This is a genomic window from Rhizobium johnstonii 3841, assembly GCF_000009265.1.
Lineage (GTDB): Bacteria > Pseudomonadota > Alphaproteobacteria > Rhizobiales > Rhizobiaceae > Rhizobium > Rhizobium acaciae.
On the sequence record NC_008380.1, the window covers coordinates 3,920,754 to 3,934,262 of the forward strand.

The following is a 13,509-nucleotide window of genomic DNA, read 5'->3' on the forward strand; positions in this document are numbered from 1 at the left end:
AACCTTGCGGTGATTGATTGACGTCGGAATGGTAATTAATATTGCCTAAAGGGGAATTGTTTTCTGCCGGACTTGTAGATCGAGCAAATCGATACCACCTACAAGCCGAATTTGCCGGCGAGGGATGAAGACGGCAAAGGATCGGCGGATACCTCTGAGAATGCAGGAAGGGCAGTGGCCTGATCGCGCGCTGAGTGGCAGACGCTCGAGTTCGGCCAACCTTATCATAAGATTGGACGAAGACGCATGGCACGCAAGCCGATTGGAATTCTAGGCGCCTCTACTCTTTTTGCAGCGGCACTTGCTGCATCCACCGCATTTTCGCAGGAAGCGCCGGTCGCAAAACCGCAGCAGAACCTGCCGGCCATCGTCGTCACCACGGCGGTTAGCCGCACTCTCGTCGACCGTGTCATCGGCACCGGAACGGTCAAGCCCGTCGAGGAAGTCTATATCCAGCCGCAGGTCGAAGGCCTCTCGATTCGTACGCTGAAAGCCGATGTCGGTGACAAGGTTCAGGCGGAAAGCACGCTGGCGACGCTCAACGATGACGCAGTGGTCCTGGAAAAGAGCCAGATGATGGCGACGAAGGCCAAGGGCGAGGCAAGCCTCGCCCAGCTGCGCGCCCAGCTCATCGAGGCGCAGGCCAATGCCGAACAGGCAAGGCAGCAGCAGGCCCGCGCCCAGGAAATGGTCAAGAAGGGCACGGTTTCCACCGCCCAGGTCGAACAGGCCGATGCGACTGCCGCCGCAGCCAATGCCCGCGTCGTCTCCGCCGAACAGGCGATCGAGGTCTCCGAAGCCGATCTCAAGGTCTTCGACAGCCAGATCGCCGATGCGGATTTGAAGCTGGCGCGCACCGATGTGAAGACGCCGGTCGCCGGCACGGTCTCGGCGAAGAATGCCAAGGTCGGCGCCATTGCCGCCGGCAACGGCGATCCGCTGTTCACCATCATCCGCGACGGCGATATCGAGCTTGTCGCCGAGGTCGCCGAAAGCGATGTCGTCAGGATCATGGCCGGCCAAAAGGCAACGATTTCGCTTTCCGGCAGCCGTGACAAGCTTTCCGGCGCCGTACGCCTGGTTTCGCCCACCGTCGATCCGGTCACCCGCCTTGGCCTCGTCCATATCTCCATCGACGATGACAGCAAGGCGCGTTCCGGCATGTATGGCAGCGCCGAGATCATCGTGCGCGAGACTGAAGGCGTAGCGCTTCCCCTGACCGCGGTACTCACCGGCAATGAAGGCTCCTCCGCCCGCAAGGTCGAGGACGGCGTGGTGAAATTCGCCAAGATCGAGACCGGCATCCAGGACGGCGCCTATGTCGAGGTCATCGATGGATTGAAGACCGGCGACGAGGTCGTGGCCAAGGCGGGCGCTTACGTCCGCGACGGCGACCGCATCACACCGGTGCGTGAACAGCCCCCGGCTTCCAACTAAAGAGACCATCCGATGAATTTTTCAGCCTGGTCCATCCGAAATCCGATTGCGCCGCTGCTGGCCTTCTGCCTGCTGGTGTTCATCGGCATGCAGTCCTTCAATACGCTGCCGATCACGCGCTTTCCGAACATCGACGTGCCGCTCGTCTCAATCAGTGTGACGCAGAGCGGCGCTTCGCCGGCCGAACTCGAAATGCAGGTGACGAAGGAGATCGAAGACGCGGTCGCCTCTATCACCGGCATCGACGAAATCCAGTCGACGGTGACCGACGGCAGTTCGCAAACCAACGTCATGTTCCGGATGGAAGTACCGACCGAACAGGCCGTGCAGGACACCAAGGATGCGATCGACCGCATCCGCAGCGACCTGCCGGCGACGGCCGAAGCACCGATCGTCTCCAAGGTCGATGTCGAGGGACAGGCGATCCAGACCTTCGCCGTTTCCTCGCCTGCCATGTCGCTGGAAGAACTTTCCTGGTTCGTCGACGATACGATCAAGCGTTCGCTGCAGGGACAGGCCGGGATCGGCCGCGTCGACCGTTACGGCGGCGCAGAGCGCGAAGTGCGCATCGAACTCACCCCTGACAAGCTCAATGCCTACGGCATCACCGCCGCCAGCGTGAACCAGCAGCTGCGCGGCACCAACATCGACCTCGGCTCCGGCCGCGGCCAGGTGGCCGGCAGCGAACAGGCGATCCGTGTTCTCGGCGACGCCCGCAATGTCGCCGACCTCGCCAACACGACGATCGGCCTGCCGAACGGCCGCTTCGTCAAACTATCCGATCTCGGCGTCATCAAGGACACCTATGAGGAGCCGAAATCCTTCTCGCGCTTCAACGATACGCCGGTGGTCACTTTCGGCGTCTTCCGCTCCAAGGGCGCCAGCGAGGTCAGTGTCGCCGAAACCGTGGCGCAGAACCTCGACAAGGTGCGGACCGAAAACCCGAATGTGAAGATCGAGCTGATCGATGATTCGGTTTATTTCACCTACGGCAACTACGAAGCCGCCATCCATACGCTGCTCGAAGGCGCGCTGCTCGCCGTTATCGTCGTCTTCCTGTTTCTGAGGAACTGGCGTGCGACGCTGATTTCGGCAATCGCCCTACCCTTGTCTGCGATCCCGACCTTCTGGGTCATGGACATGATGGGCTTCTCGCTGAACCTCGTCAGCTTCCTCGCGCTGACGCTTGCGACCGGCATTCTTGTCGACGATGCGATCGTCGAAATCGAAAACATCGCCCGCCACATCAAGATGGGCAAGACGCCCTATCGGGCGGCGATCGAGGCGGCCGATGAAATCGGCCTTGCCGTCATCGCCACCACCTTCACGATCATCGCCGTCTTCGTGCCCGTTTCCTTCATGCCGGGTATTCCGGGCCAGTACTTCATCCAGTTCGGCCTGACCGTCGCCTTCTCGGTCTTCTTCTCGCTGATGGTCGCGCGCCTCATCACCCCGATGATGGCCGCCTACCTGATGCGCGCCGAAGACGGCATGGAAGACCACCACGACAATGATGGCCTGCTGATGCGGGGATACACGCGTCTCATACGTGGCACGACCGGCCGCTGGTACACGCGTTATGCCACGCTGATGGTCGCGTTCGCTTTCCTGGTCGGCTCTGTTCTGCTGCTGATGCAGGTTCCCGGCAGCTTTCTGCCGCCGGAGGATGCTTCGCGCATCGTTCTCTCCGTCGAACTGCCGCCCAATGCACGGCTTGACGATACCGAGAAGACGACGGATGCGATCTATGACAGGGTCAAGGACATCAACGGCGTCGAAAGTGTCTTCGTCCTCGGCGGCGCATCGCCGAAGGGCGATCTCGAACTGCGCCGTGCGACCATCACGCTGGCACTCGACAAGCTCGACCAATCACTGGTCAAGAAGGTGGTCAACGACGTGCTCGGCGACATCCCGGTCGTCGGCCCGATGCTGCCGAAAGTGGAAGTCCACGGCCGTGAACGCCCGCAATGGGATATTGAAAAGGAAGTCTTCGCCAAGCTGCGCGACATTCCCGACGTCCGTATCCTGAAGCTCAATGACCGTGGCGAACGCGACCTCTCCTTCAACTTCCTCTCCAAGAACGACAAGGACCTGAACGACGCCATCGGCATTCTGGAATCCAAGCTCCGCGCCGATCCGCTGCTTGCCAATGTCAGCGCCGACGGCTCGCTGCCCCGTCCGGAACTGCAGGTTCATCCGCGCATGGATGAGGCCGCCCGCCTCGGAATCACGCCGCAGCAGATCTCCGAGACGATCCGCGTCGCCACCATCGGCGATGTGGATGCCGCCCTTGCCAAGATCTCGCTCGACGATCGCCAGATCCCGATCCGCGTCCAGGCCGCGCTCGACATGCGTCGCGATCTCGCGGCCATCCGGACGTTGAAGATCCAGACCGCCAGCGGCGGCACCGTTCCGCTCGCGAGCGTCGCCAATATCGACTATTCGGAAGGCGTAAGCTCGATCAAGCGCAACAACCGCTACCGCGTCGTCTCGATCGGTTCGGACCTGCCCCAGGGCGTCGCACTCGACACAGCGTCCGCCCGCTTCCGCGAGATAGTCAATGGGGCCAATATTCCGGCTTCCGTGCGACTTGCAGAAAGCGGCGACACCAAGGTGCAGACCGAGATGCAGCAGAGTTTCGTCAACGCCATGTTGATGGGCCTGCTGCTGGTGCTGACGGTGCTGATCCTGCTCTTCAAGGACGTGATCCAGCCATTCACCATCCTGTTCTCGCTGCCGCTCGCCATTGGCGGTGTCGCGGCCGGCCTGATCCTCACCAGCAATCCGCTGTCGATGCCCGTCATGATCGGCATCCTGATGCTGATGGGTATCGTCACCAAGAACGCCATCCTGCTCGTCGATTTCGCAATCGAGATGCGCCACCAGGGCATGTCGCGCGTCGAGGCCATGGTCGAAGCCGGCCGCAAACGCGCCCGGCCGATCATCATGACCTCGATCGCCATGTCGGCAGGCATGCTGCCTTCCGCTCTTGGTGTTGGCGAAGGCGGCTCGTTCCGCGCGCCGATGGCGATCGCCGTGATCGGCGGCATCATCGTTTCGACCGTGCTCTCGCTCGTCGTCGTGCCCTCCTTCTTCCTGATCATGGACGATCTCTCCCGCCTGCTCGGCTGGGCTTTCGGCCGCCTGGTCGGCAGGAAGGACAATGAGGAGCTGCCGCTGTCGCGCGAGGATCTCACCCGCGTCACCCGGGAAAACCGCGGCGACATCGACTCGCTGGAGGAGCGCCTGACCGCGATCGAAAAGCCGGAAAGCAAACGCAAGACCGCCAACGGCAACGACACCAACGTGCTGCGCCTGCCGCCCTTCGCGGCGGAATAAGCAAAGCCGAGGAATTGAACGGGCCGGGAGCGATCTCCCGGCCCGTTTCGTTTTTCGTCCATCTCTAACCGTTGACCAAAATCAATTCCGTCGCCGTCTCCGTCCCGTATTTTGCCCGGCAGCATAAGGAATTGAAAAGACGGGCCATATCAGGAGACCGGGAGATGAACAGAACGCTGACATTCAACGGCCATGAGGCCGCTGTGCTTGCCAAGGCTGACTTCATGGCCGGGCTCGACCACGACGAGGCTGAAGCCCTGCGCGCCTGCGCCACCGTTCTCGTCTGCGACCCGCACGACGTCCTCTTCGAGGAGGGCGACAAGGCAGCATATTTCTATTGCGTGCTCAGCGGTTATGTCAGGCTCTATCGTCACAACGGCGACGGCAGGCAGGCCGATATCCGCATCTGCGAGCCCAGCGACAGTTTCGCCGAATGCCTGATCCATACCGACGAAACCTATCGCACCGGCGCGCAGGCGATGGATCATACCGTGCTGGCGTGCTTTCATATCGCCAAGGTCCGGCTGTTGCTCGACGAGCGGCCGCGGATCGGCAAGTCGATCATGCGCAGCCTGTCGCTGCATCTGATCTCGACGATGGAATGCCTGGCAAGCGACCGCATGCAGACCGCGCCGCAGCGCGTGGCACATTATCTGCTGACGCATTGCGTTGAGAACGGTGCGACCGCTTCGCTGCGGCTACCCTTTCCGAAAAATCTGCTTGCCCGCAAGCTCGGCCTCGCACCGGAGGCGCTCTCGCGCGCCTTCTCTACGCTGAAGAAGAAAGGTGTCACTGTCCGCGGCCGGGCAATCGCCGTCAGCGACGTCAAAGTGCTGCGGCAGATCTGACCGTCAGAGCATGATGCCGAAAGACTCAAAAGCATGCCGCGCAAAACTGTGCAGCACTTCAGAGCCCGCCCTGCTCCCTGAGGAAGCTGACGATGGAGCTGACGCCATCGCCGCGCTTCATGTCGGAGAAGACGAAGGGGCGGCTCGCACGCATGCGCGTCGCATCCCGGTCCATGACCTCGAGATCAGCGCCGACATAGGGCGCCAGATCCTTCTTGTTGATGACAAGCAGGTCCGATCGGGTGATGCCGGGGCCTCCCTTGCGCGGGATTTCCTCGCCCTGGCAAACCGAGATGACATAGATGGTGATATCGGCAAGATCGGGCGAAAAGGTCGCCGCCAGATTGTCGCCACCGGATTCGATGAAGACAACGTCTAGATCGGGGATCCGCCGGTTGAGGCCGGCGATCGCCTGCAAATTGATCGTCGCATCCTCGCGGATGGCTGTATGCGGGCAGCCACCCGTCTCAACGCCGACGATGCGGTCCGAAGTCAATGCCTGCATCCGCACCAGCGCCTCGGCATCCTCTGTCGTGTAGATATCGTTGGTGACAACGGCGACGGAATAGTCGTCGCGCATCGCCTTGCAGAGCTTTTCGGTCAACGCCGTCTTGCCCGAGCCGACCGGCCCGCCGATGCCGACACGCAAAGGTCCGTTTCTTGATTTCATGTGCCTTACTCCAATCGTAGCCCGATGATAACGAAGCCGCCCGCCCGCGCCACCGTCAAATGACTTAGAGCGCCTGTTTTTCTTCGAATCAGCGAAGCGCTCTATCTCTTTGTTTTCACGCAATTCCGGACGCAAAACCGCTGCGCGCTTTTGCTGGAATTGCTCTCACCGCAGCGATAATTTCAGACAATCACGAACGGAACAGCCGCGTCGCCTGCGTCTCGTGGCGCAGGCTGGCAATATCGGCCTGCACCGTCGCCGAACCCAGATCGTCGAGCGTCGAGGCTGCCGCCCGTCGGGCAACCTCCGTGATATGGTCTTCGAGACCGGCAAGAATGGCGACGCCATCCCTTTGCCCGGCGACACCGAGGCGGATGCCTGATGAAACCGCTTGTGAGACATAGGCATGCAGGAAAGCGGCGAGCGCCTTCTCGGGCCTTATGCCATGGGCGCCCGTCACTGCCCCGACCGCAATGGGATAAGCGACCTTGTCGGGTAGCCGCCTGAACACCTCGTCCGGCCAGGCCCGCGCCGCTGCGAGGAAAGCCTCACCGAGCAACATCGTTTCCTGATGGCGCTCACGTGATCCGGCCAGCGCCTCGGCGAGTGCAGCGACTTCGGCAAGACGTGCGGCTTCTGCCTGTTGCCTGTGGCTTTCGGCCAGCAGCACCGCATCGTTCCAGACCGAACCATTGCCGACCAGCGTGCCGATCCAGGCCGCAAGCAAGGCCGCATCCGTTACAAGCCCGTCGGCCACCGCACGCTCCAGCCCGCCCGAATAGGCAAAGCTGCCGATCGGAAAGGCCGGCGAGAGCCATGCCGTCAGGCGCAACAATGCCTGCAGCTCGCGATCCCTGGTCATCAAGGCTCAGTCGTGCTTGTGGTCATGATCATGACCGCGATCGTGGCGGTGCTCATGCTCATGCTCGTAGCCATGTTCGTGATCATGGTCATGGCCGTGATTATGATCATGTGCGTGGTCATGCCCGTGGTCATGATTGTGATCGTGATCATGCCCATGCGAGTGCCCGCCTGGGGAATGATAGGCGCCGCGCGCCGGCTGGAACGGCTCGTCAATCTCGAGGACGACGGCGCCGAGGCCCTGCAGCATGGCGCGGATGACATGATCGCGGAGGATGACGATGCGGTCTTCCTCGATCTGCGCGGCAAGATGCCGGTTGCCGAGATGCCAGGCGAGCTCGACCAGATGGGTGCGGTCGCGACCGCGGATTTCGAAGAGTTTCTCATCAGCGGCGAGGATCTCGATCAGTTCGCCGTCGTCGCGCACCAAAAGGTCGCCATTGGCGAAAAGCACCGGATCCTTGAGATCGAGCATGACCATCTCACCATTTTCCAGATGCAGCAGCTTGCGGCGCAGATGACGCAGATCATGCGGCAGCTTGACCTGGGCGATTGGGTGGGAGGAAGGGGTTCCGGCGGGAAGATAGGAGGTGACGCGCTGCATGACATGTCCGTTTTTCTGAGAGGACGACCATGCAAAATAGCTCTTCCCGATGCAAGCACCAATGGCCTTTCGTTCGGGTCCGGCTTTTATATTCCGTAAGCCTGCATCACATTGTCGCTCTCCGGACCTCTGTTCTCGCCATCGACGCCGTTATCGACGAGCCCGTGCCAGGCGTGATGAAGACCTTCCCGTTCGTGTACGACGCGATTGCGCCCAAGCGCCTTGGCGAGATAGAGCGCCCGGTCGGCGGAGGCATAGACCGCCTGCTTGTTGCGCCCGGCGACGAGATCGGCAACGCCGCCGGAAACGGTGATGCGGATATCGTGCCCCTCGGCCTTGATGGCGCCGCAAGCGATCCTGGCCCGGACACCTTCAATACGCTCCATCCGTGCCTCCAGCGGCTCGCCGGATAGGATGACGCCGAACTCCTCCCCACCCAGCCGTGCGACGACGGACATCTCATCGAAGGCGGATGTGAGCATGGCCGAAACGGCGACGATGACGGCATCGCCGCAGCCATGGCCGAAGCGGTCGTTGATCGCCTTGAAACGGTCGACGTCAAAAATCACCAGCGACGCGTTGCCATCGGTATTCTCAAGCGCCTCGGTAAAGGCGCGCCGGTTGAGCAGCCCGGAAAGCGTATCCGTGCGGCTGAGCTTTTCGAACTCCGCCCGCGAGAGCGCGAGGTCGCGCATGGCAAAGCCGGCAAACAGCGACAGCATGCCGGAAACGGTACCGCCGATCAGCCAAGAAAAGATCGCGCTGAAGCCGATTGCATGGGCGAGCGTCACCGGTAGAAGCCCGAGAAGATCGAGCGACGGCATCGTCAATGCGATGATGACTCCTGAGAGAATAACCGCAAGAAAAGCCATCTTCAGGGCGAAGACGTAGACGTTCTTGCGGTATTGAAGATCGCCAAAATCGGCCTGCAGCGAAATCCAGTTTCTCATGAGAATCAACCTTCCTGCTCGGCGTTTCCAGGCATTGATAAGAGCCCAATTGCTGCGGGTGTCTTAATTGACTCGTTAAAATTCAAACGGTTTTGGACGTTTCGGTGGACAGAATTTTTCTAGCAGGGGATGCAGCTTTCCAATCCCTGAATCGAACAGCGCAGAGAGACAGTTAAACAATTGATATAAAAGGGATTTAATGAGCTTGTAGACGCGGCTGTTCCAGAATGGCTTAGCTGGAGAAAATGCCGGTTTCCCCACTGATTTATACAACCAAATGGAGAGCGCTATTCACAATTCACTTTAAGAGCGGACTGGCCCGACGGCTGCTTCAATTGTAGACAGAAACAGACAATCGCAATGCTTGTGGAAGCGGGTTCCATATGCCGGTTCGAAGCCCCGCCGAGCGCAAGGCAGCGGCAGTCCACGTGTTGCAGCCGAAGAGGGCGTTGAAGTATCCCCTGGCCTCGAAGAACCGGTCGATCTCGCCGTAACCCGCATCCGCAATCGGCACCACCGCGCCCGCGTCACGGACGAAGCTGTCCGAGATAAAAGCGCGCAGCTGCGCCAATTGATCCTCACTGACATCGAATGCCGTAACGGTGGGCTGCGGCTCGGTGATAGGGCCGGCAAGGTCTACATGCAGCACTGAACGGTCGATCGTCAGCGCGCGCAACACCGGCAGCGGCTTCAGCTCCGCCCATGTGGGAGTTTCCAGATAGAAGGCACGACCGCCCCAGCCAATAATGAGCCACTCCGCGCTCGGATGGCCGAGCGGAAAATCGGTATTGCCGAGGAAGGAAAAGGCAGCCCGCGTTTCCGCGTCGAGCGGAATGGCAATATCGGTATGGATCGAGCCTGACAGCAGCAGGATCCGATGCGTCACTGCGGCAGACGACGCTTCGACCGGCGCAATCAGCGGCCGGGGAATAAGGGTCCCGCAGACCGCCGAAAGCACGAGCAGGAATACGATCCGCAACAACCAGCGGATGCCTGTCCTCATCGCAACCGTCCATCACACATCGGACTTGGGCCTAGAACAGGAAATAGCGCTGCGCCATCGGCAGCACCGTCGCCGGCTCGCATGCCAGCAACTCGCCGTTCGCCCTGACCTCGTAGGTCTCCGGATCGACCTCGATCTCGGGTGTCAGGTCGTTGTGGATCATCGATGCCTTGGAGATACCGCCGCGCGTATTCTTCACCGCGACCAGTTCCTTGGCGACGCCGAGCCGGCCCTTCAGGCCGGCATCGAGCGAGGCCTGGCTGACGAAGGTGACGGAGGAATTGGTGAGGCTCTTGCCATAGGAGGCAAACATCGGCCGGTAGTGCACCGGCTGCGGCGTCGGGATCGAGGCGTTCGGATCGCCCATCGGGGCGGCCGCGATCGAGCCACCGAGCAGCACCATATCGGGCTTCACGCCGAAGAAGGCCGGATTCCACAGCACGAGGTCGGCGCGCTTGCCGACTTCGACCGAGCCGATCTCACGGCTGAGACCATGGGCGATCGCCGGATTGATCGTGTATTTGGCGATATAGCGGCGGACGCGGAAATTGTCGTTGTCGCCCTTTTCCTCCTTCAGCCGGCCGCGCTGGCGCTTCATCTTGTCGGCCGTCTGCCAGGTGCGGATCGCCACTTCGCCGACGCGGCCCATGGCCTGGCTGTCGGACGAGATGATCGAGAAGGCGCCGATATCGTGCAGGATGTCTTCGGCGGCGATCGTCTCCTTGCGGATCCGGCTTTCGGCAAAGGCGATATCTTCGGGGATCGACGGCGACAAATGGTGGCAGACCATCAGCATGTCGAGATGCTCGGCGATGGTATTGACCGTATAGGGACGCGTCGGATTGGTCGACGACGGGATGACATTCGGCTGGCCGCAGATCTTGATGATATCAGGCGCATGCCCGCCGCCCGCCCCTTCCGTGTGGAAGGCATGGATGGTGCGGCCCTTGATGGCACCGATCGTATCCTCGACGAAGCCGCTTTCGTTCAGCGTATCGGTGTGGATCATCACCTGCACGTCGTATTCGTCGGCAACCGACAGGCAGCAGTCGATGGCGCCAGGCGTCGTGCCCCAATCCTCGTGCAGCTTCAGCGAAGTGGCGCCTGCCAGCACCATTTCGGTCAGCGCCCCCGGCAGCGAGGCATTGCCCTTGCCGGCAAAGGCGAGGTTCATCGGAAAGGCGTCGGCCGCTTCGATCATGCGCGCCAGATGCCAGGGACCGGGCGTGCAGGTGGTGGCAAGCGTGCCGTGTGCAGGACCGGTGCCGCCGCCGAGCATGCAGGTCATGCCGCTCATCAGCGCTTCCTCGATCTGCTGCGGCGCAATGAAATGGATATGGCTGTCCATACCGCCGGCGGTGACGATCTTGCCTTCGGCGGCGATCGCCTCCGTGCCCGGGCCGACGATGATGTTGACACCCGGTTGCATGTCGGGATTACCGGCCTTGCCGATCGCGACGATACGTCCGTCCTTGAGGCCGATATCGGCTTTGTAGATGCCCGAATGATCAACGATCACCGCATTGGTGATGACCGTATCCACTGCGCCATCCGCCCGCGTCACCTGGCTCTGGCCCATGCCGTCGCGGATCACCTTGCCGCCGCCGAACTTCACCTCCTCGCCATAGGTGGTGAAATCCTTCTCGATCTCGATGAAGAGCTCCGTGTCGGCAAGGCGCACCTTGTCGCCGGTGGTCGGTCCAAACATGCCGGCATAGGCGGCGCGCGAGATCTTGTAGGGCATCTATCAGGCTCCTTGGGAGGAAGAGACGAGTGTTTCTCCGCCGAGCCGCGTGAGGCGGCCAGCGGCAATATAGCTATCGACAAGCTGTCGTTCGGCCGAAAACGGGTGCCATTCCCAGCCGGAGTGGCCGAAGCCGGCAAGCGTCACCTCGGCCTCGGCATATGTATTCAAAACCTCGGCAATGACGATCATGCCGCTGCTCGGCACGACATAGTGCGAAGGAGCAAAGGCCGAAAGCGAGGCATCGACGGCCTCGTGAACGGCCTTGCCGATGACGACGTGCGTTTTGCCGGTATCGGCGCAGAAGACACTGAATTCATCGGTGTAGTCGTCGCAGAAATCGTCGAGCTCCGGATGCGAGACGGCAAGCGGCGCCCGCATCGCGGCGAATTTTTCCGGGTCGCGCACGCTCCAGATTTCGCCAGCCGACACGACGCCCGGATGGGCGCGCCACTCACGCGAACCGAGCATCGACTTTGCCGGCCTGCCGGTATTGCAGACCGCAACGGCATCGGTGCGGCTGCCGCCGGCGCCATAGGAGCGGCAATCATTGAAGCGGATGACAATATCGGCGGCATCGATGATGCCAGCACCGCCCTCCTCAATGTCGCCATTGCCGACGATCATGATTTTCCTGATCACCCTAGTTGCTCATCGTATCTTCGAGCTCTTTCAGCTCTTTCGTGCGTTTGTCCGTAATGTTGGCGAGACATCCGGCGACCAGCATCGGCTCCATCGTGCCGCCACGGGCCTGAAAGCCAAAGGCGTCGCATTCGGCATCGCGATAATCGATCCAGGCGCGCTGCGCCTTGACCAGCGCCTGCTCCGCGCCCTTCATGTCGCCATCCAGGTCCTTGTCGATCGCCGCCAGGGCGGCGCGCGTCTTCTTATATTGCGCATTCAGCGCCTTGTCGGCAGTCTCGTGGCGCGCCGCCTCGCAGCCAGTCATGTCCGATTGCGTCTTGGGATTGTTGCAATCGATATCCTGAGCAGAGGCAGCACCTGCCGTCAGCAGCATCGCCGCCCCGACGAGGCAGATATTCAAGCGCATGCACTTCTCCCGCATTTTGTTCTTAAAGCTTGCCCATCACCAGCTGACGGAAACCGTAGACCTCGCGCTTGCCGGAAAGCGGGATCAGCGTCACCGAGCGCGTCTGCCCCGGCTCGAAGCGCACCGCCGTCCCCGCCGGAATATCGAGCCGCTTGCCGCGTGCTACCGCGCGATCGAAGGAAAGCCCGGCATTGGTCTCGGCGAAATGATAGTGGCTGCCGACCTGCACCGGCCGATCGCCGGTATTGGAAACCTCCAGCGTCACCGTCGGCGCGCCGGCATTCAGTTCGATGTCGCCGCTTGCGGCAATGATCTCACCTGGAATCATCTCGTCCTCCTTAAGCCGCCTTGGGCGCACAGCCCTCGGCCTTCAGTACGCGCTTCGTCGATGCCGGATTTTTGGCGAGCATGGCCGCCGGCCGAATAGGCCTGGCGACGAGGTTGCCGCCGCAGTTCGGGCAGACACCCTTCAGCACGCCGTCCACGCAATCAGCGCAGAAGGTGCATTCATAGGTGCAGATCCGTGCCTCAATGCTATCAGGCGGCAGATCCTTGTCGCAGCATTCGCAATTAGGCCTGAGCTCGAGCATTCCTATCTCCTCAACGGATCGGCTCGTGCACGGTGACGAGCTTGGTTCCATCCGGGAACGTCGCCTCCACCTGCACGTCGTGGATCATCTCTGCAATCCCCTCCATCACCTGGTCGCGGCCGATCACATGGGCGCCGGCTTCCATCAGCTCGGCAACCGGGCGGCCGTCGCGAGCACCTTCGACGACGAAGTCGCTGATCAGCGCGATCGCTTCGGGATAGTTCAGCTTGACGCCGCGCTCCAGCCGCCGCCGCGCCACCATCGCCGCCATGGAAATCAACAGCTTGTCTTTTTCTCTCGGAGTGAGGTTCATCGCTTGTCCATCTGCTTCATGCCTAGAACAGGATGATCCTGTTCTACATTAAAGAGTTAGAGCATGATGTCGCCCGAAAACCGCTCACACTTTTCGGCA

General features: G+C 61.3%; 14 protein-coding genes. 3 read left to right on the forward strand and 11 right to left on the reverse strand.

The features are described from left to right. Positions 1 to 246 precede the first annotated feature (246 nt). The 3 genes from RL_RS19200 to RL_RS19210 all read left to right on the forward strand — a co-directional run bounded on the left by RL_RS19200 (position 247) and on the right by RL_RS19210 (position 5,624). Positions 247 to 1,437 carry an efflux RND transporter periplasmic adaptor subunit gene (locus RL_RS19200; RefSeq protein WP_011653177.1) on the forward strand — a complete coding sequence of 397 codons (1,191 nt, stop codon included), beginning with the start codon at positions 247 to 249 and terminating at the stop codon, positions 1,435 to 1,437. Between the two features lie 12 nt (positions 1,438 to 1,449). After that, a complete protein-coding gene (locus tag RL_RS19205; protein WP_011653178.1) occupies positions 1,450 to 4,776 on the forward strand; it encodes an efflux RND transporter permease subunit in 3,327 nt (1,108 codons plus the stop codon). Positions 4,777 to 4,940: 164 nt separating this feature from the next. Next, on the forward strand, positions 4,941 to 5,624 hold the full coding sequence (locus RL_RS19210) for a Crp/Fnr family transcriptional regulator (protein ID WP_011653179.1): 684 nt from the start codon (positions 4,941 to 4,943) through the stop codon (positions 5,622 to 5,624). A gap of 58 nt (positions 5,625 to 5,682) precedes the next feature. Here the strand turns inward: RL_RS19210 and ureG are convergent, their stop codons facing one another. The 11 genes from ureG to RL_RS19265 all read right to left on the reverse strand — a co-directional run bounded on the left by ureG (position 5,683) and on the right by RL_RS19265 (position 13,410). Continuing rightward, positions 5,683 to 6,294 (reverse strand): urease accessory protein UreG, encoded by a 612-nt coding sequence (gene ureG / locus RL_RS19215; RefSeq protein WP_011653180.1) that lies wholly within the window; start codon positions 6,292 to 6,294, stop codon positions 5,683 to 5,685. A 190-nt stretch (positions 6,295 to 6,484) separates the two neighbouring features. Further along, positions 6,485 to 7,156, reverse strand: a complete 672-nt coding sequence (locus tag RL_RS19220) for an urease accessory protein UreF (RefSeq protein WP_011653181.1) — start codon at positions 7,154 to 7,156, stop codon at positions 6,485 to 6,487. Positions 7,157 to 7,162: 6 nt separating this feature from the next. Beyond that, positions 7,163 to 7,759, reverse strand: coding sequence for an urease accessory protein UreE (gene ureE / locus RL_RS37705; RefSeq protein WP_011653182.1), 597 nt, complete (start codon positions 7,757 to 7,759; stop codon positions 7,163 to 7,165). 86 nt (positions 7,760 to 7,845) lie between these two features. After that, positions 7,846 to 8,709, reverse strand: coding sequence for a GGDEF domain-containing protein (locus tag RL_RS19230; protein ID WP_011653183.1), 864 nt, complete (start codon positions 8,707 to 8,709; stop codon positions 7,846 to 7,848). Between the two features lie 331 nt (positions 8,710 to 9,040). Then, complete coding sequence (locus RL_RS19235) at positions 9,041 to 9,712, reverse strand: TIGR02117 family protein (protein ID WP_011653184.1); 672 nt, start codon at positions 9,710 to 9,712, stop codon at positions 9,041 to 9,043. A gap of 31 nt (positions 9,713 to 9,743) precedes the next feature. Continuing rightward, positions 9,744 to 11,456, reverse strand: coding sequence for an urease subunit alpha (gene ureC / locus RL_RS19240; protein WP_011653185.1), 1,713 nt, complete (start codon positions 11,454 to 11,456; stop codon positions 9,744 to 9,746). Between the two features lie 3 nt (positions 11,457 to 11,459). Then, positions 11,460 to 12,083: a hypothetical protein gene (locus RL_RS19245; protein ID WP_011653186.1), complete on the reverse strand. Its 624-nt coding sequence runs from the start codon at positions 12,081 to 12,083 to the stop codon at positions 11,460 to 11,462. Between the two features lie 16 nt (positions 12,084 to 12,099). Beyond that, the gene (locus tag RL_RS19250; RefSeq protein WP_011653187.1) at positions 12,100 to 12,507 is read right to left on the reverse strand and encodes a lysozyme inhibitor LprI family protein; all 408 of its coding nucleotides are present in this window, start codon (positions 12,505 to 12,507) and stop codon (positions 12,100 to 12,102) included. Positions 12,508 to 12,529: 22 nt separating this feature from the next. Next, positions 12,530 to 12,835 carry an urease subunit beta gene (locus RL_RS19255; protein WP_011653188.1) on the reverse strand — a complete coding sequence of 102 codons (306 nt, stop codon included), beginning with the start codon at positions 12,833 to 12,835 and terminating at the stop codon, positions 12,530 to 12,532. Between the two features lie 10 nt (positions 12,836 to 12,845). Beyond that, positions 12,846 to 13,097 (reverse strand): DUF1272 domain-containing protein, encoded by a 252-nt coding sequence (locus RL_RS19260; RefSeq protein WP_018493803.1) that lies wholly within the window; start codon positions 13,095 to 13,097, stop codon positions 12,846 to 12,848. 10 nt (positions 13,098 to 13,107) lie between these two features. Then, positions 13,108 to 13,410, reverse strand: coding sequence for an urease subunit gamma (locus RL_RS19265; protein WP_003561955.1), 303 nt, complete (start codon positions 13,408 to 13,410; stop codon positions 13,108 to 13,110). Between the last annotated feature and the right edge of the window lie 99 nt (positions 13,411 to 13,509).

Coding starts and splice junctions, on each gene's coding strand:
- RL_RS19200 (WP_011653177.1), top strand. CDS start 247: ATGGCACGCAAGCCGATTGGAATTCTAGGCGCCTCTACTCTTTTTGCA.
- RL_RS19205 (WP_011653178.1), top strand. CDS start 1,450: ATGAATTTTTCAGCCTGGTCCATCCGAAATCCGATTGCGCCGCTGCTG.
- RL_RS19210 (WP_011653179.1), top strand. CDS start 4,941: ATGAACAGAACGCTGACATTCAACGGCCATGAGGCCGCTGTGCTTGCC.
- ureG (WP_011653180.1), bottom strand. CDS start 6,294: ATGAAATCAAGAAACGGACCTTTGCGTGTCGGCATCGGCGGGCCGGTC.
- RL_RS19220 (WP_011653181.1), bottom strand. CDS start 7,156: ATGACCAGGGATCGCGAGCTGCAGGCATTGTTGCGCCTGACGGCATGG.
- ureE (WP_011653182.1), bottom strand. CDS start 7,759: ATGCAGCGCGTCACCTCCTATCTTCCCGCCGGAACCCCTTCCTCCCAC.
- RL_RS19230 (WP_011653183.1), bottom strand. CDS start 8,709: ATGAGAAACTGGATTTCGCTGCAGGCCGATTTTGGCGATCTTCAATAC.
- RL_RS19235 (WP_011653184.1), bottom strand. CDS start 9,712: ATGAGGACAGGCATCCGCTGGTTGTTGCGGATCGTATTCCTGCTCGTG.
- ureC (WP_011653185.1), bottom strand. CDS start 11,456: ATGCCCTACAAGATCTCGCGCGCCGCCTATGCCGGCATGTTTGGACCG.
- RL_RS19245 (WP_011653186.1), bottom strand. CDS start 12,083: ATGATCGTCGGCAATGGCGACATTGAGGAGGGCGGTGCTGGCATCATC.
- RL_RS19250 (WP_011653187.1), bottom strand. CDS start 12,507: ATGCGCTTGAATATCTGCCTCGTCGGGGCGGCGATGCTGCTGACGGCA.
- RL_RS19255 (WP_011653188.1), bottom strand. CDS start 12,835: ATGATTCCAGGTGAGATCATTGCCGCAAGCGGCGACATCGAACTGAAT.
- RL_RS19260 (WP_018493803.1), bottom strand. CDS start 13,097: ATGCTCGAGCTCAGGCCTAATTGCGAATGCTGCGACAAGGATCTGCCG.
- RL_RS19265 (WP_003561955.1), bottom strand. CDS start 13,410: ATGAACCTCACTCCGAGAGAAAAAGACAAGCTGTTGATTTCCATGGCG.